The 16,538-nt window shown below is 68.2% G+C and carries 14 protein-coding genes and 2 pseudogenes; 12 read left to right on the forward strand and 4 right to left on the reverse strand.

Features of this window, described 5'->3' with window-relative positions; translation table 11 throughout:
• Window positions 1-64: 64 nt before the first annotated feature.
• The 4 genes from ABD830_RS18205 to ABD830_RS18220 all read left to right on the forward strand — a co-directional run bounded on the left by ABD830_RS18205 (window position 65) and on the right by ABD830_RS18220 (window position 3,233).
• The gene (locus ABD830_RS18205; RefSeq protein ID WP_344988540.1) at window positions 65-577 is read left to right on the forward strand and encodes a TlpA family protein disulfide reductase; all 513 of its coding nucleotides are present in this window, start codon (window positions 65-67) and stop codon (window positions 575-577) included.
• Window positions 574-1,005 carry a S26 family signal peptidase gene (locus ABD830_RS18210; protein ID WP_344988542.1) on the forward strand — a complete coding sequence of 144 codons (432 nt, stop codon included), beginning with the start codon at window positions 574-576 and terminating at the stop codon, window positions 1,003-1,005. The genes ABD830_RS18205 and ABD830_RS18210 overlap by 4 nt, the downstream gene beginning before the upstream one ends.
• Complete coding sequence (locus ABD830_RS18215) at window positions 995-2,890, forward strand: ABC transporter ATP-binding protein (protein ID WP_344988544.1); 1,896 nt, start codon at window positions 995-997, stop codon at window positions 2,888-2,890. The genes ABD830_RS18210 and ABD830_RS18215 overlap by 11 nt, the downstream gene beginning before the upstream one ends.
• A gap of 157 nt (window positions 2,891-3,047) precedes the next feature.
• Window positions 3,048-3,233, forward strand: coding sequence for a hypothetical protein (locus tag ABD830_RS18220; RefSeq protein WP_344988546.1), 186 nt, complete (start codon window positions 3,048-3,050; stop codon window positions 3,231-3,233).
• 244 nt (window positions 3,234-3,477) lie between these two features.
• Here ABD830_RS18220 and ABD830_RS18225 read toward each other — a convergent pair whose 3' ends face one another.
• On the reverse strand, window positions 3,478-4,224 hold the full coding sequence (locus ABD830_RS18225; protein ID WP_344988548.1) for an AfsR/SARP family transcriptional regulator: 747 nt from the start codon (window positions 4,222-4,224) through the stop codon (window positions 3,478-3,480).
• 25 nt (window positions 4,225-4,249) lie between these two features.
• A complete protein-coding gene (locus ABD830_RS18230) occupies window positions 4,250-4,822 on the reverse strand; it encodes a hypothetical protein (protein ID WP_344988550.1) in 573 nt (190 codons plus the stop codon).
• 510 nt (window positions 4,823-5,332) lie between these two features.
• Between ABD830_RS18230 and ABD830_RS18235 the strand changes: the two genes are divergently transcribed.
• From ABD830_RS18235 to ABD830_RS18240, 3 genes and pseudogenes are all read left to right on the forward strand, one after another.
• On the forward strand, window positions 5,333-8,158 hold the full coding sequence (locus tag ABD830_RS18235) for an AfsR/SARP family transcriptional regulator (RefSeq protein ID WP_344988552.1): 2,826 nt from the start codon (window positions 5,333-5,335) through the stop codon (window positions 8,156-8,158).
• A gap of 37 nt (window positions 8,159-8,195) precedes the next feature.
• Window positions 8,196-8,426, forward strand: a pseudogene (locus ABD830_RS54275) (tetratricopeptide repeat protein); the annotation flags it as partial.
• 120 nt (window positions 8,427-8,546) lie between these two features.
• Window positions 8,547-8,885 (forward strand): tetratricopeptide repeat protein, encoded by a 339-nt coding sequence (locus ABD830_RS18240; protein ID WP_344988554.1) that lies wholly within the window; start codon window positions 8,547-8,549, stop codon window positions 8,883-8,885.
• Between the two features lie 190 nt (window positions 8,886-9,075).
• Here the strand turns inward: ABD830_RS18240 and ABD830_RS18245 are convergent, their stop codons facing one another.
• Complete coding sequence (locus ABD830_RS18245) at window positions 9,076-9,573, reverse strand: hypothetical protein (RefSeq protein ID WP_344988555.1); 498 nt, start codon at window positions 9,571-9,573, stop codon at window positions 9,076-9,078.
• Between the two features lie 890 nt (window positions 9,574-10,463).
• Between ABD830_RS18245 and ABD830_RS18250 the strand changes: the two genes are divergently transcribed.
• Window positions 10,464-11,459: a hypothetical protein gene (locus ABD830_RS18250; protein WP_344988556.1), complete on the forward strand. Its 996-nt coding sequence runs from the start codon at window positions 10,464-10,466 to the stop codon at window positions 11,457-11,459.
• Entirely contained in the window at window positions 11,456-12,379 is a 924-nt protein-coding gene (locus tag ABD830_RS18255; protein ID WP_344988558.1) for a hypothetical protein, read from the forward strand. Before ABD830_RS18250 ends, ABD830_RS18255 begins: the two co-directional genes overlap by 4 nt.
• A 205-nt stretch (window positions 12,380-12,584) precedes the next feature.
• Here the strand turns inward: ABD830_RS18255 and ABD830_RS18260 are convergent, their stop codons facing one another.
• Window positions 12,585-12,914 carry a hypothetical protein gene (locus ABD830_RS18260; protein WP_344988731.1) on the reverse strand — a complete coding sequence of 110 codons (330 nt, stop codon included), beginning with the start codon at window positions 12,912-12,914 and terminating at the stop codon, window positions 12,585-12,587.
• On the opposite strand from ABD830_RS18260, the pseudogene ABD830_RS18265 reads away from it, so the two are divergent.
• The 3 genes and pseudogenes from ABD830_RS18265 to ABD830_RS18275 form a co-directional block, all read left to right on the forward strand.
• A pseudogene (locus ABD830_RS18265) lies at window positions 12,843-13,025 on the forward strand (transposase); the annotation flags it as partial. The gene ABD830_RS18260 and the pseudogene ABD830_RS18265 sit on opposite strands and share 72 nt — an antisense overlap.
• Before the next feature lie 91 nt (window positions 13,026-13,116).
• Window positions 13,117-14,190 (forward strand): tyrosine-type recombinase/integrase, encoded by a 1,074-nt coding sequence (locus tag ABD830_RS18270; protein ID WP_344988560.1) that lies wholly within the window; start codon window positions 13,117-13,119, stop codon window positions 14,188-14,190.
• A 14-nt stretch (window positions 14,191-14,204) separates the two neighbouring features.
• The gene (locus ABD830_RS18275) at window positions 14,205-16,514 is read left to right on the forward strand and encodes a tyrosine-type recombinase/integrase (RefSeq protein WP_344988562.1); all 2,310 of its coding nucleotides are present in this window, start codon (window positions 14,205-14,207) and stop codon (window positions 16,512-16,514) included.
• Window positions 16,515-16,538 lie beyond the last annotated feature (24 nt).

A 16,538-nucleotide genomic window follows, 5' to 3' on the forward strand; every position in this document is an offset into this window, starting at 1 on the left:
CGGCCGTGCTCATCGATTTTGACGACGTCACCGAGTTGTTCATGGACAGAATGGGGAGGGCGTGATGCAGTACCTGGTCGCCGCGGTCGTGCTGGTCGGTCTGCTGGGCCTGGTGAACTTGCTGCTGACCGTCGGTGTGATCCGCCGCCTGCGCAGCCAGAGCTTGCCGCCGTCGATGCCGGTGGAAGGCCTCTCCCCCGGTGCGAGGGTCCCGCAGTTCGCCGCCACGAGCACGAGCGGCGAGCCGATCTCCGACGAACTCCTGAGCGGACCCGCGATGGTCGGATTCTTCTCCCGGGGCTGCCAGCCCTGCAAGGACCTGCTCCCGTTCTTCGTGGAGCGGGCACGCGGCACGTCGGACGCCGTGCTCGCCGTGGTCGTCGCCGACCCCGGCGAGGACTCCGCAGCCGACATCGAACGGCTCGCGGAGGTAGCACGTGTCGTCACGGAGGCACCCCAGGGCCCTCTTCAGACGGCGTTCAAGGTCAACGGGTACCCGACGGTCATCACGATCGACGCTCGGGACACGGTCGTCAGCAGCGGCCACACCATGCCCGCCGAGGTCAAGGCGTCGTGAGGCGGGCGTTCCTCACCGCGGCGTGCGGACTCGTGGGTCTGGCCCTGCTGGCCGTTCGGCTGCGCGCGACGTACCTGGTGATCCGCGTCCGCGGCAACAGCATGGCCCCGGCGCTGACCCATGGAGACCGGCTCCTGGCCCGGCGCACGGACCTGGCGGCGCTGCGCAAGGGGCAGATCGCCGTCGTCTCGAGCCCACACCCGGCCGGCAGCGAATTCCTGATCAAACGTGTTGCCGCCCTTCCCGGCGATCCGGTCCCGGAGCGGGTACGGAGAGTCGTCGCCGACGACGTCGTCCCGGCCGGCAGGTTCGTCCTGATCGGTGACAACACCGAGGCCAGCTTCGACTCCCGCGAGCACGGCTTCTTCCACGCCGACGACCTCCATGCCGTCACCGTCAAGAAGCTGGAGACGCAGCATGGCCGTTGACGGGGTGCGCCTGGCCGCCTCCGTGCGTGAGGCGGCGGCCACCGGTTGGAGCAGCGCTGCCGTTCCCATGATCGAGTACGCGTTCACCCTGCTGGGCATGGCCACGACGCCGGTCGCGGTGGCCTGGCTGACCAAGCTGGTCATCGACGGCCTCACCGGGGCGGCCTCCCTGTCGGAGCTGCTGGGCCTCGCCGCCGGGCTGGCCGGTACCGGCGTCGTCGCCGCGACCCTGCCGCACGCCTCGCGGTACCTCGGCAGCCAGATCGGCCGCGCCATTGCGGCCACCACGACGGACCGGCTCTTCGCGGCCACGGCACGATTTCCAGGGCTCCGGCCTTTCGAGGATCCGCGCTTCCTCGACCGGCTGCGCCTTGCCCAGGAGGGAATGTCCAGAGCAGATGGCATCGTCACGGAGGCGTTCGGCCTGGTCCGCTCCGCTGTGACTGTGATCGGCTTCGTCGGGTCCGTGCTGGTGCTCAGTCCTGCCATGACGCTGATCGTGCTGTGCGCCGCCGTGCCGGCACTTATCGCGCAGCTGAAGCTGTCCCGCCGGCGCACGACCTTGATGTGGGAGATCGGCCCCGCGGAACGACGGCAGCTCTTCTACAGCACCCTGCTCAGCACGATCGAGGCGGCCAAGGAGATCAGGCTCTTCAACCTGGGCGGATTCCTGCGCGGCCGCCTCATGGCCGAGCTGTCAACGGCTCAGGCGGGCAAGCGGCGGATGGACCGCAAGGAGCTGTCGGCGGAGGGGGCGCTCGCCCTGCTGTCCGCCGTGGTGACCGGAGGCGGGCTCGTCTGGGCCATAGCCGCGGCCCGGACGGGCACGCTCACCGTCGGTGACGTGTCGATGTTCACCGTCGCCGTCGTCGCCGTCCAGGGCGGGCTCGACACCCTGGTCAACGGCATCGCGATCACCGATCACAACCTGCGGCTCTTCGGGCACTACGTGGCAGTGGTCAGGGCCGAGCCCGACCTCGTCGTGCCGACCGCCCCCGCTCCGCTGCCGCCACTGCGCCGGGGGATCGAGCTGCGCGACGTCTGGTTCCGTTACAGCGACGACCACCCCTGGATCTTGCGCGGCGTCGACCTGTTCATCCCGTACGGCGCGGCCGTGGCACTGGTCGGGCTCAACGGCGCGGGCAAGAGCACGCTTGTCAAGCTGCTCTGCCGGTTCTATGACCCGAGCCGGGGAGCGATCCTCTGGGACGGAGCCGACCTGCGCGATGTCCGGCCGGAGGCGCTGCGGGAGCGGATCAGCGGCGTCTTCCAGGACCACATGGCCTACGACTTCTCCGCCCGCGACAACGTCGGCGTGGGAGACGTCGGTGCCCGTGACGACCTGAACCGGATCCGCGCCGCCGCGCGAAAGGCCGGCGTGGACGAGCTGCTGGCGGCCCTTCCCCGGGGCTACGACACGCTGCTCACCCGAATGTTCACCAGCGAGGAGGACCGCGAGGACTCCTCGACCGGCGTCGTGCTCTCCGGCGGCCAGTGGCAGCGAACGGCCCTGTCCAGAGCCTTCTTCCGCGACGGACGGGATCTGATGATCCTCGACGAGCCCAGCTCGGGTCTCGATCCCGAAGCCGAGGCCGACGTGCACGCCCGGATGCGCCAGTACCGCACGGGCCAGACCAGCCTGCTCATCTCCCACCGGCTGAACACCGTGCGGGACGCCGACCTGATCGTCGTCCTGAAGGACGGGGTCGTCGCCGAGCGGGGAAGCCACGACGAACTCATGGCGGTGGACGGCACCTACGCGCGCCTCTTCCGCCTACAAGCCCGCGGATATCACGAGGTAGCCCCCGGTGATACCGCGCCCAGTGAACCCGAGGCAAGAAAGGAGGTGAAAACAGAATGCTGGACAAGCTCATCGACCGGTTGATTCCCACGGTCAAGGCTGACGCGGCGTGCGCCGTGAGGTGCGTGCAGGTCAGCTACGACCCGGCCACCGGGTGCTACAAGATGAAGTGCTATCGATCGGACTGCACCTATTACATGGTCACGCTTTGCGAATAACTCGCCGGAGAAGGGTGGGACCGGTGAAATCCATCACCGCCTTGGCGGACCGGATCATCGCTTTCGTCGTACCGGCCGGCGACGCGCAGGCCGCCTGTACCGCACGTTGCACTCTCGACCACACGACCTGCACCGGCAGCATCTGTTGCGCTTACTACAAGTGCTGGAAAAGCGACTGCACGGTCTACTGGAGAAAGCAGTGCGCCTAGGTAAGTGAAGGGTGCTCCCTGGCAGGCGCCGGCCAGGGAGCACCCCGTAGAACGCGAGATCGAGGACCATGAGAAACGCGATAGAAAAGCTCAGCGACCGGATTCTGGCGATGGTCGTCCCGCAGCACAGCGCTGCCGCCGTCGACTGCTACTACATCTACAAATGCATCGCCGGAACGAAACTTCGGGCGCACTGCTGTGACGGAAGCTGTGGAAAATACGTGATCGTCTGCAACACCTGTTGCTAGAGCGGCGCGCCTCGGAGTATCTCCTGGTGCTGCCGGCGTAAGTGGTCGGCCGGTTCGATGCCGAGCTCCGCACTGAGGATGTCTCGCATGCGCCGGTAGGCGGCGAGCGCTTCGGCGCGGCGGCCGCGCCCGGCCAGAGCCCGCAGCAGCATCTCCCACAGGGATTCACGGAAAGGGTGGGCCTCCACGAGGCGCTCCAATTCCGGGATGACCCCGGCGTGGAGGCCGAGCCGCAGCTCGGCCTCCACACAGAGCTCGGATGCGGTCAGGTGCATCGCGTCCAGGCGGCGGCGCTCGCAGCGGACGGTTTCGACGTCGATCTCCGGCGCCAGCGGACCGTGCCACATGTCCAGCGCCTCCCGCAGCAGCCCGGCTGCCACCTCCGGACGGTCCGCAGTCAGAGCCTCCGATCCCCGGGTGAAGCGCTGCTCGAACGCCCTGATGTCCACCGCTCGATCCGGGACGACCAAGGTGTAGCCGTTCCCGAGGGTGGTCAGGCCGACACCGTGGGCGGCCAGCGGTGCCAGAGTGCGTCGCAGGCGGTAAACATACGTTTGCAGACTCGCTCTGGCCGTCGCCGGCGGCTCGTCCGGCCAGAGCTCCGTCATCAGCCGATCCACGCTGACCACTCCGCCTGAACGCAGCATGAGAACGGCAAGAATCGCCTGCTGCTTCGCGGCCCGGACGTTGATCGCGCGGCCCCCGCCGTCGACCACCGCCAAGCGTCCCAACAGTTGGAACATCGTGCACCTCCGATCGGCATTGTGCTCATGACGGGTATGTCCCCGGTATGACAGGCCGGCGTGCCATACCGGGACTCAGAGGTGAGCCATGGTGCGGCGGGCCAGGGCCGTCTGGATGCGGGTGAGCTCGCAGACCGTGGCGGCGCACAGAAGCGCGACCACGGAGGCGGCGAACCTTCCTGGTGGTCGAGACGGTGCTTCTCAAACGGCTGTATGTGCTGGTCTTCATCGAGCACGGCACCCGGAAAGTGCGCTTGGCCGGAGTGAAGCAATCGTCGTGAACAGCCACATCATCATCACCCAACCAAGCAACAGCCTTGCCGACATCCTCGACGTTCTCGCTCGTCCCGGCGGCGACCGGGCCGGCCCCCTCGTCCCTGACCTGCATCAGGTACTCGTCGCCGAATACCGTGCCGGCCACGCTGCCCGCCTGGATGTAGGTGTCGTGCGTGGCCGTGAACGACTTCACCGAACCGTCCGCCAGCGTCGGCTGGCCCGATCCCTTGCTCCTGCTGTTGAAGTACGCCGTGGCAGGCTCCTTGATCCTGCTCATCAGGAAGAAGCCGGCGGTGACGGCGCCGGTGACGGCGGCTGTCACGGTCGACTCCGCGGTCCCGACGCGCAGCGTGGTGACGTAGAGCTCGCCATCGCCCAGGGTAGATGTGGTCGGCGGTCAGCTCCAGGACCCGCCCAGCCGGGGCCCAAGGGCACTCTCGCCGTCACCGACGAGCGGGAGCGGAAGTAGCCGAGCAGCCGTTCCCTTGGCCAGGGTGTAGTCACCGCTCTGGACGGCCGCCTGCACCGACGCAAGCCCCACGGTACGGCAGTAGCCAGCCGCGGCTGGACCGTCCACTTCTCATCACTCCACACACCGGAGAAAGCCGCGTCCCACGTGGCCGCCGAAGCGGCCCGCGCACCTGGCACCCGGAGGGAAGCGACCAGGATGAGTACGGCGCAGCGAAGAGTCCCGATACGGCGACAGCGTGTCAACACGCGGTATGTTCCGGTATGTTCATCACTTGCCACTCAGCAGATCGCGGAGGAGGCCCTCCAACGGGCAACGGTCATGACCGATGAAACGCTGGTCCTGCCTACGGAGGGTGGTGCGATGGGACTGCGGATCAAGCTCTTGGGTCCGTGGGAGCTGACGGCGGGCGGCGACGTGCTACCGCTGACCGGCAGCCGGCGGATCGGCCTGCTGACCCGGCTGGCATTGAGCGCCGGCCGGGTGGTCACCACTGACCAGCTCCTCACCGATGTGTGGGGAGAGAGCCGGGCGGCGACGGCGCCGAAGCAGCTCCACATCGTGGTGTCGAAGCTTCGCGAGTTCCTTGCGCCCCGGGCGCTCGACCAGGTCATCGTGACCGCGCCAGGTGGATACTGCCTGGACGTGCCACCTGACCACGTCGATGCTCACCTGTTCATGCGGCTGGTGCGCGAAGCGCGTGCCGGCCGGGCCATGGGAGAGATCGTTACCGCGGACAGGTCGTTCCGGCAGGCTCTGGCCCTGTGGCGGGGAGAGGCCCTGGCGGGCATGTCGGCGGAGTGGGCCCGGATCGAGGCCACCCGCCTGGCGGAGGAACGTCTCACCGCTCTGGAAGATCACGTGGATCTGCGGATGGCGGCGGGCGATCACCACGCGGTGATACCGGATCTGACCGTCCACATCGAGGCGCACCCGCTGCGGGAAAGGCCGCATGCGCAGCTGATGCTGGCGCTGTATCGCGCTGGACGGTCATCGGAAGCGCTCGCGGTCTACCAGGACACTCGCCGCGTCATGATCCAGGAGCTCGGCATCGAGCCGGGTGCCGAGCTGCGCCGGCTCCATCAGGCGATCCTCGCTCGCGATCCCGTCCTCGATCTGACCGCTCCGGCACAGGATGCCACGCTCGCCGACGCCGTCGCCCCGGCCGAACTGCCCGCCGACACCCCCGCCTTCACCGCCCGCGATGTCGAGCTCGCCTGGCTCGACAAGGCGCTCACCGGCCCGGGGGCCGGCAAGCCGGCGATCGTCGCCATCGGCGGTCCCGGCGGGATCGGCAAATCCGCGCTGGCCGTACACCTGGCGCACGCCGTCGCCGACCGCTACACCGACGGCGTTCTCCACATCGACCTGCACGGCACCACCGACGGCCTGCGGCCTCTGTCGCCGCTCGAGGCGCTCGGCCGGCTTTTACGCTCGCTCGGCCTGGACGGCTCCGCCGTGCCGGCCGCGGCCGACGAGGCCGCGGCCCGCTACCGATCCCTCACCTCGGCGCGCAACGTGCTGATCATCCTCGACAACGCCCTCGACACCCGCCAGGTCCGCCCACTCATTCCCGCCGGGCCGGGGTGCGCAGTCGTCATCACCAGCCGGCAGGTCCTCACCTCGCTCGACGGGGCGAGCCACCTGAACCTGCCCGGGCTCAATCCGTCCGACTCCACCACGCTGCTGGCCCGGATCGCCGGCCCCGGCCGGGTCCACGCCGAGCCGGAGGCCGCCGGGCAGATCATCCGGCTCTGCGGGGGCCTGCCCCTCGCCCTTCGCATCGCGGCGGCACGTCTGGCCGCCCGCCCCGACTGGACGCTGTCCTACCTCGCCGACCGGCTCGCCGACGCCACCCGCCGCCTGGACACGCTGGAATACGCCGACCTGGCCGTCCGCGCCGGCATCGCCGTCAGCCTCCACCACCTCAAGGAGGAGCCCGCCGGCCAGGACGCCGTCCACCTGTTCGCCCTGCTCGGCCTCCTCGACACGCCCACCCACACCCCAGCAGCCACCGCAGCCCTCGCTGACCGGCCCGAGCGCACGGTGGAGGCCGCGCTGGACCGCCTCCTGGATGCCCGGCTGCTCGAATCGGCCGGGCCGGGCCGCTACCGGATGCACGACCTCGTCCGCCTCTACGCCCACGAACAAGCCGACGACATCGTCCAGGAGAACGACCGGGTGGCCGCCACCCGCCGAGCGTTGCACCACTACCTCGCCACAGCCAGAACGGCCAGCCTTCTGCTCAACCCCACCTCCGTCATCGTCAGAAACCTTCACGCCGACCAGCCGGGCCTTCGCCTGGACACACCGCGGAAGGCGATCGACTGGATCGACTTGGAGCGCGACAACCTCATCGCCGTCGCCCGGCAGGCCACCACCCGCACCGACGATCCCGGCACGGTTGAAGGCCTCGCGGCCAGTCTCAACGGACCCTTCAACCACAGAGGCTGGCTCGCTGATCTGGCCGAGATCCATGACCAGGCCCTGCAGGTGACCGTCCGCACTGGTGACTGGGCGGGCCAAGCCCGCGGGCACAACCAGTTGGGCTGCATCCACAAGAATCAAGGTCGCTTCGAGCCTGCGGTCGAGCAGTTCAAGCGTGCCCTCGTGTGCTGGGATCGAGCAGGTCTGCCCCTGCGCAAGGCGGGCACCCTCCACAATCTCGGCACGACCTACGGCAAGCTGGGGCGCTTCGATGACGCGCTTGCCACCATGGACGAGGCGATAGCGACAGCTCGAGCGAGCGGTCAGCGCGACTACCAGGCGTCCATACTCAACGGCCGGGCCGGGGTGCTGATCAGAATGGGCCGGCTGGACGACGCAATCGACGCGGGCCGAAGCAGCCTGGACATCTGGGTGGAGTTCGACGATCCCTGCAACGAGGGAGCGGCGACCGACACGCTGGCCGATGCCTGCCGACGCGCCGGCAGGCTCGTTGAGGCCGAGGCCGGATACCGGCGGGCGGTCTACCTCCACCACAAGGCCGGTCACCGCGCGGTGGAGGCCGTTTCTCTGTGGGGGCTCGGCGACACCCTGCACGATCTTGGACGACATGACGAGGCGCAGAAGTGCTGGCACCAGTCAGCTCGGATTCTGTGTGACGTCCACCTCATCACCGAGGAGGAGCTGGGGGTCCTGCTCGCCCAGGACCTCCCTCAGCCTCCCGAGCCCGTCAAGCACTTCTAGCGCGGGAGCGCGTTGATCAGATCGGTGATCGCGCTGCATGGGGAGGCGGAGGACTGGCCGGCCCAGGCGTACCTGCTGCAAGGGCTTGGCTCCGTCCACCACAGCTCGGGCGCTTTCAGGAGTGCGTGTCCCGCCTGGAGGACGGCCTGGCCTGCTGGGACCGGGCCGGGTTGCCGGACTGGGGATTCTCAACGACCGCGGCATCACCTACACCATGATGGGCCGCTACGACGACGCGATCGCCGCGCTGGGGAGCGCCCTCGTCATCACCGAACGGACGGGGGCGCAGGGACCATGGGGGGCTACGTTCGTAACAAGCGGGTGCACGTCTACTACCGCCAGGGGAGACACGAGGAGGCCGTGGACGAGGCGCGGGCACGCCCTGGCGATGACGGAGGACCCAGGCGATACCGGTGGCCTCGGCATCGCCCACGACACCCTCGCCGACTCCTACCGCAGGCGGCCTGCTGCGCCAGGCGGTCGAGGAGTACCGGCAAGCGATCCAACTCCAGCGCGAGGCCGGATTCACCATGGGCACCCGCCGTGTTCCCACTGGTGGCTCGGCCACACCCTGCACGACCTGGGGCGGCACGAGGAGGCCAGGGAGTCCTGGCGGGAGTCGCTGGACCTCCTGCGCGAAGCCAGCCTCCTCGCCCCCATCGAGGGGACGGACTACCTCGCGCAGCCGGTCCCGGACACGCCGGAATCGATCAGGAACCAGCTGTGACTAACCGAACAACTTGGCCGCAGCGTAGAACTCGTACGCCACGGTCTTAGGCCGTGCCAGCTTCGACCTTCTGCGCCGCCGCATCCTGCTGCAGTGAAGATCACTTAACGCCACTACCGATTACGGGCCAGAGCCGTTACCCACCTGGACACGCCCTCAGCCGGGAACGCCCCCGCCCTGGGATCCTGGGTCAGCTCAGAGTGCAGGAGACGCCCGTGGGGTTGAAGGCCTCACCGCTGGAGGTCGCCGTCTTGATGAGCTTGCCGTCCAGGTAGGTCTTCCTGATGATGTTGTAGCGCTTCTTAACACCGATCGGGTAAGCCCGAAACACCTGCCGGGAATTGGTGAACGGCCGGGAGTTGCACTGGGACGTCACCGTTGCCGTGGTGGACTTGCTGAAACCGATCTGGCCGGCGACGAAGTCGCGCGACACACCGAGGTTGACCTGGATGGTGCGCTGGACGGAGAACGACCGGGAGATCGAGCAGGTGCCGCCGACGGCGACGGCACAGCTCGCCAGCATCTTGTTGTAGTTCACGTCGCCGTTGTGGACGCTCGTCACCTTGATCGAGTACCTGTTATGGGGTATTCCGCCGATCGGCTCGGCGGCGGCGCTCTGCGCTGTGAGCGGGATGAGCGCCATGGGGAGAACGGCTAGCGCGGTGGCCCATCGTCGAGTTCTGGCCATGGAATCCTCCTTGAGGCTGACTGCTATGTCGGGAGGTCACGCTAGAAGAGGGCGGTATATCGCCGGCATGTCGGCCCGGCTGAGCCCGCTGTCCGCGTACGACCTCATCTCCCGAACGGGGCACGATCTCACGTCCAGAGGGTCGGCATGAATATCCGTCTCTTCCGTGCCCTCCATGAAGCGGGCGTGATTATCGCCGCGATAGCTCGGGAGACCGGGCACGACTGGAGGACCGTCAAGAAGTAGGCATGCCGGTAGGAGTGAAACGGTGAACCGGGCCACTACCACGATCATCGCCCGCATCAGGACCGCTCTCTTCATCCGCCGGTGCACGACCCAGGCAAGGTGATCGACATGACCGCCCGGATCCGCCATCGAAGGACCGTCACCGGGTTGATCAGCGAGTACCGCAGAACTTCCTAATCACCTGCGAACGCCCAGCTCAACCACGGTCTCTGCCCCTTTGGCCCCGCACAGGCCTCGAAGGAGGCACCGCGCACTCCAGCCAGGCGTCCGACGGCCTCGCCGGCCGGACACGTCCGTCTCCAGCGCCTCCACATCCTCAGCAGTGGCCGGGGCAGGCGCTACCCGAAGATCTTTTACCACCGCCAGCGCCAACTCCGGCCACCTCGCCTTCACCATCACAGCAAGACGAACGACCCAGACGATAGACCTTCAGAATCTCTGAAATCTCATCAACACCGAAGAAGCCGGAGCGTCAGCAGATAAGCCCAGGTCCTGCCGCTAGACAGATCCAGGAGGCTCTGAGGAACCCAAGGGATATTTCTTACTGAGACGCCCGGGGCGACCCGACTGGCCGCCTTCCTCTGCGCCCGTATCCGCCACCTGATATACCCGCGACATACCGGCGGTGGTTACCGTGTCGCATCATGCGCGCGATGATCGCCATGCTCCTGTGGCTCAACCCGCTGCCCGCACCGGCGGCGCAACCGAGGTTCCCCGTACCGATCGACCTGTGCGCGCTGGTGGACGCAAGTCTGGTCAAGCAGCTCGTGCCAGGCGCCAAGGCGAACCACGACAGAGACGAGTGCTCCTGGACGGGCCAGGGCGTGGGCCTTACGGCCGAGCCGATCACGGAAGACCTCGAGCAGGAGCCGTGGGGCTCGACCAACGCGCAGGTCCACGAGCTCTACCGGAAGCGCCTGGCCAACGACCTCCGTCCCTCCTGGCTGACCATCTGGCAGTGGCCCGCCATCGGCGTACCCACCGAGAAGCGGCGCAGTGTCACCACGACAGTGGCGCGGACGGTGGAAGGCATGGGCGACGAGGCCCACACCGTCGAGCACCGCAGGCTGCGCACGAAAGAGCTGGAGCGCGTCTTCGTCACCTTTCGCACCGGCAACCTCCTGTTCGAGGTCGCCTACACCGCGATCGACGGTCGGGTGAGCGCCAAGCGCCTGCGCGAAGGCGCGCTGTCGGTGAGCAGCAGGATGGCCGCCACGCTCGACGGGATGAGCCCGCCGGAGCCCGGGCCCACGGCGGCGCCCGGCATCTACGCGGAGACGCCGATCGCGTGCGCCATGTTCACCTCGGCGCAGCTCAAGGAGTTGGGCGTGGAGGCCGGCGGCAGGGTGGGGCTCCGTGCCGAGAGCTGCACGTGGGTCTGGCGGACTTTCCAGGAACGCTTGTTCCTGGATTTCCACGCGCCTCAGCGGGGGCCGGCGGGCGACGCCATCGCCCAGGCGAAGGAGATGTTCGCCGGATGGAAGTCCCCGGAGTCGACTCCTGTGGACATCGGGGACGAGGCGCTCGTCATCGGCTCCGAGGTGGTCTTCAGGAAATCCAACCTGATCGGCAGCCTTATGGCGCGTACCCCGGCCCAAGCGCAGCAGGCCGCCCGGTGGCTCGTGGAGGCTCTGTCGTGACCAGGATCCTCGCGGTGCTTCTGGTGCTGCTGGCCACGGCGTGCTCGGCGGATCTCGCGCCGGCAAGACCCTCCCCGACGGCCAGTACGCCGCAGGCGGGACCCAGCCGGTATACCCGTCTCCCTGATCCGTGCTCCCTGCTCACCATCGAGCAGGCGCAGCACCTGGTCCCGCTCGGCCGGTCGAACTACTCCGCAACGGGGTGCTTGTGGTCGCTCCCGATCCTTACTCACCTGCCGGCGTCCTCGGTCTACACGCTCCTGGTCGACGTTTACGTGGCCGCGGACGTCACGGCGGCACGCACGTATTTCAAGCAGCCGGTCACGTCCCCGGCCAGGGCTCCGTGGGAGCAGCTCCGGGTAATGGCCGAACGTCCCTCCAGCCCGGCTCCGGGGGTGGGTGACGAGGCGGCCGTCTATCAGGTGACCGCGACCACGTACATGATCTACCGGCTCAGCAACGCGGTGATCGCTCTCCGGTACACCAGGGCCGAGGAGGCCGACCCGCGGCAGCGCGACAACCTGCGGAAGGCCGCCCTGTGGGTGGCGGAGGTCATGGACAGGCCCGCGCCCGCCGCCAACGCGAACGCGGCGGACGGGCGCTTCGCCGCGGCTCCGTACGCGTGCTCACTGCTGGCGGACGGCTATCCCGGCCCGGCGACCGCCTGCCGTCGCGAAGGTGCGTCCCTGACGGTACGTCACGCGCCGCCGTGGAACGGCAAGAGCGGGCTCGAGGTGGCCAAGGAGATGTTCGCCTACTACAGGAAGCGTCCGGCCAAGACCGTGAAGGGTCTGGGGGACGAGGCCTTTCGGCTGAAGGGCACGCTGTGGGTCCGGGTGAGCAACCTCGTGCTGGAGGTCCGAAGCAACGACGCCACCGCGGTCGTCCGCCAGATCCTGGACCGCCTGCCCGATGGATAAGTATAAGTGGGCGTTTACTCCTGTCTGATCCCGAGTCTCAGGTGCCGGGCCAGGACGGGGTGGATTCGCCGATGAGACGTCATGACGTGGATCATGGTGATGTGGATCACAACTTCGGAGCTCGTGGGCAGGGCCTCGTAGACGCGGACCGGGCGGCGGTGCAGCATCAACCATCTGGGGGTGCGCTCGGCCACCCAGCGGCGCGTCAGGATGGCGAAACCCTTGGTGGCAGGGTCGCGGCGGACGACTTCGACGTCGATGCCGAGGGTGGCGGCGCCGTCGATGACGGTGGTGCGGTAGGCGCCGTCGGCCCAGGCTTTGGTGTGGTGGGCTGGGCCGCAGCGATCTGGGTGAGCAGCAGCAGGCCGGCGGCGCTGTCGGAGATGCCGGCGGCGGTGACCAGCACCGCGAGCAGGAGGCCGAGGGTATCGACGACGATGTTGCTTTTGTTCAGGTGGTGGTCATGGTCACCCCGGCCGACACCGCCGACCGGGACTGCGCCCGCGACCTGCTGTTCCGGCTGCGGCTGACCCACCCCGAGATCACCCTGGTCTGGGCCGACTCCGCCTACGCGGGATCGTTGATCGAGTGGGCGCGCACCTTCTTGGACCTCACCGTCAAGGTGGTCTCCCGGCCGCGCGGCGCCCAGGGCTTCGTCGTGCTGGTACTAGTTACGTGGAATCTGGCCGCAGGGAACATCATCTCTCTGCGGAGCCACCACGAACTGAGGAGATGGGTTGGGCGGCACGGTGGTGCTGGAGGAGAAATGGCCGGTCCTGGTCAGGCACGAGCGGGCGGCCGAATGGCTGCGGGTGTGGACCGATCTCGGGCGGGCACCTCGGACGATCGACGCGTACGCGCGAGGGCTGGCCGAGTACCTGGCTATGTGCGACCGGGAGGGCGTCGACCCGCTGGCCGCGAACCGGGCGCACGTCGCCGCCTACGTGCGTGAGCTGACTGAGCGTCCCAGCCACAAGGGCGCGAACGTGATGTCGATCGACTCCGGGTCGGGCCTAGCCAACGCCACCATCCAGCAGCGGTTGGTTCCCGTCCGGCTGTTCTACGACTACCTGATGGAGGAAGGGCTGCGGGAGTTCAACCCGGTCGGCCGGGGCCGTTACACGCCCGGTCGTCGTCACGGCGGGCATCGGCGGGGCCTGGTGCCGAGGCTGACCAAGCTGCCGTGGATCCCCACTGAGCAGCAGTGGACGGACATCCTGGCTGTCGCCGCTGATGAGCCGGTCCGCAACCGGGTGATGCTCGCGTTGGCATACGACGCGGCGTTGCGCCGGGAGGAGTTGTGCTCGCTGCGCACCGATGACCTGGACCCGGCCCACCGGACGCTGCGGGTGCGGGCAGAGACGACGAAGAACCGACGGGAGCGTGTGGTGCCGTACTCCGCGCCTACCGGCGTGCTGCTGTCCGGCTACCTTACTCACCGCGCCACGATCAGCCGGGCACGCGGGCCGCTGTTCCTGTCGGAGTCGCGCCGCAACCACGCTCAACCGCTGAGCCTGTGGACCTGGTCCAAGGTCGTCCGCCGGATCGCCCTGGCCGCCGGCCTCCCGCGTTTCTCCACCCACACCACCCGGCACCTGTGCCTGACCGACCTGGCCCGGATGGGGTGGGAACTGCACGCCATCGCCACCTTCGCCGGCCACCGCTCGACCGACTCGACGCTCACCTACATTCACTTGTCCGGCCGCGACCTGGCGGACAAGCTCACCAAGGGCATGAATCAGATCCATGCCTGGCGCGTGGAGATGCTCGCCCGCCTCGGCGAGCAGGGGCTCGGAGCCGTGCGCCGGTGACCCTTTCGCCATCAGTGGCCGTCGACACGGCGGCCGCGGACGTCACGTGGACATGGCCGTTCGACCCGTCTCGCTACCAGCAGCGCGATGGTCTTACTGCCCAGGAGGTGTCAGCGCTTCAGCAGCTGGGCACCGACCTGCGTCGCCGGCCAGGCCGCCACAACCCCGACGCTCCGGGGTGGACAGCCATCGAATGGCTGCTCCACCCGCTCGACGACGTCCGGGCGTCATTGTGGTGCCCGGACAGCACATACCAACGCCAGGGCATGAACGACGCCATCGCCCTGATCCTGCTGCGCTGCATCGGGCAGGGCAGGACGTTCTGGTGCTGGACCGCAGAGGACTGGCTTCAGCTGATCGGCGTCGGCACCGCGGAGTTCCGCAAGTCCAGCCCAGGGTGGGTCGATGGGACCGCGCGGTCGACCCTAGCCGCATACGCCTACCTGCTTAGCGGCTTCACCGACTTCGACCGCCTCGGTGGGTTCCAGCGCCTCCCGCTGAGCCGACGCGTGTTCGGTGAAGAACTCGTCGAACAGGCCCACCAGCAGGTCAAGCGGGTCCTCTACGGATGGGGCTACCGGATCGAGTCCGACGTGGACTCTCGAATCTCTCCGGTCCTCTGCCAGGCCCTTCTGCTCAACCGCAGCCCACTGCTGCAAGACCTGACCACCGAGGCGTTCGCCCGGCTGCGCCAACACCCCGCTATGCGACGCCCACACATCGGGGCCCTGCATGCCATCCAACGCGCCGTCGCCTCCATCGGCTTCTGCGAACCCCCACCCTCCCCTTTTCGGGGGCGGATGCCTGAAATCGAGGGCACCGCGCGGCCGTGGGCGGATTGGGTCGAGCGGTGGCACGCCACCTCCACGCTCGCACCCAAGACCCGCGCGACCGCTCGCAGCGTCTTATCCAAGATCGGCCGCTGGCTCGCTGAGGAACACCCGGAGATCACCGAACCCGGCCAGTGGACCCGGCGGACCTGCGCGTCCTGGATCGCCGCGCTGGATCGGATGAGTATCGGTGACTACGTCCAGCGACGCGGCGGCCTGGGCGACAGGCAAGGACAGCCGATCTCCGCAGAAACCAAGGCCGGCTACCTGACCGCGACCAGGGCGTTCTTCCGCGACTGCCAGGAGTGGGAGTGGATCCCCCGACGCTTCGACCCCACTCGAGCCCTCGCCACGCCCAGAACCGTCCTGGCGATGCTCGGACCGGACCCCCGCGTGATCGCCGACGACATCTGGGCCAAGCTGCTCTGGGCCGGGCTGAACATCCAGCCCGAGGACTTGCCGACCAGCTACAACAGCCTTCGCTACCCCCTTGAGTTCCTCCGGGCTGTATCCCTGGCCTGGCTCTTCAGCGGCCAGCGCAGCGCGGAGATCGCCCGACTGCGAGTCGGCTGCGTCCGCTGGCAGCACGACGGATTCTCCATCCCCGGCGACTCCCGCGAGGTCCTGGCCCGGGACGCGGTCTGCCTCCTGGACGTGCCCACCCACAAGACCGGCACCGCGTTCACCAAACCGGTCGATCCGTTGCTGGGCAAGGCGATCGAGGCATGGGAGGCCGCTCGGCCGAGCCAGCCGATCCTGACGGATCGCAAGACCGGAGACCAAGTGCACCTGCTGTTCGCGCTGCGGGCCCACGCGATGGACAAGACCTACATCAACAGGACGATCATCCCCGCCCTATGCCGCAAGGCCGGAGTTCCCGCCGCGGACGCGCGTGGCGCCATCACCAGCCACCGGGCACGGTCCACAATCGCCAGCCAGCTCTACAACGCCAAAGAGCCGATGACCCTGTTCGAGCTGCAAGCATGGCTCGGGCACCGAAGCCCGGAATCGACCCAGCACTACGCCAAGATCACGCCGAACACGCTGGCCAGAGCCTACAACGACGCCGGCTACTTCGAACGCAACGTGCGCACCATCGAGGTCCTCGTCGACCGGGACGCCGTCACCTCCGGCGCCGCCGCGAATGGCGAGCCCTGGCAGTACTACGACCTCGGACACGGCTACTGCACCTACACCTTCTTCGAGCAGTGCCCACATCGAATGGCCTGCGCCCGCTGCGACTTCTACACCCCGAAGACGTCCAGCAAGGGCCAACTCCTGGAGGCCAAGGACAACCTCCAGCGCATGCGGGCCAACGTTCCGCTCACCGACGACGAACGAGCGGCCGTCGACGACGGCCAGGCCGCCCTTGACAAGCTTCTGGAACGTCTCGCCGACATCCCCACACCGTCCGGTGCGACGCCGCGGCAGATCGGCATTCCAGCCCAGGCGACGCTGCTCCCGGTCATCGCTGTCAACCAGAAGCCGACCTAATCGAGCTGCGGCAGGCCCCGCGAC

It is taken from the genome of Nonomuraea helvata (assembly GCF_039535785.1).
In the GTDB taxonomy this organism is placed as follows: Bacteria; Actinomycetota; Actinomycetes; order Streptosporangiales; family Streptosporangiaceae; genus Nonomuraea; species Nonomuraea helvata.

What these genes read in the sequence shown, in the direction of transcription:
- ABD830_RS18250 (WP_344988556.1), top strand. Translation starts at nt 10,464, where the DNA reads ATGCGCGCGATGATCGCCATGCTCCTGTGGCTCAACCCGCTGCCCGCA.
- ABD830_RS18235 (WP_344988552.1), top strand. Translation starts at nt 5,333, where the DNA reads ATGGGACTGCGGATCAAGCTCTTGGGTCCGTGGGAGCTGACGGCGGGC.
- ABD830_RS18245 (WP_344988555.1), bottom strand. Translation starts at nt 9,573, where the DNA reads ATGGCCAGAACTCGACGATGGGCCACCGCGCTAGCCGTTCTCCCCATG.
- ABD830_RS18215 (WP_344988544.1), top strand. Translation starts at nt 995, where the DNA reads ATGGCCGTTGACGGGGTGCGCCTGGCCGCCTCCGTGCGTGAGGCGGCG.
- ABD830_RS18225 (WP_344988548.1), bottom strand. Translation starts at nt 4,224, where the DNA reads ATGTTCCAACTGTTGGGACGCTTGGCGGTGGTCGACGGCGGGGGCCGC.
- ABD830_RS18205 (WP_344988540.1), top strand. Translation starts at nt 65, where the DNA reads ATGCAGTACCTGGTCGCCGCGGTCGTGCTGGTCGGTCTGCTGGGCCTG.
- ABD830_RS18240 (WP_344988554.1), top strand. Translation starts at nt 8,547, where the DNA reads ATGACGGAGGACCCAGGCGATACCGGTGGCCTCGGCATCGCCCACGAC.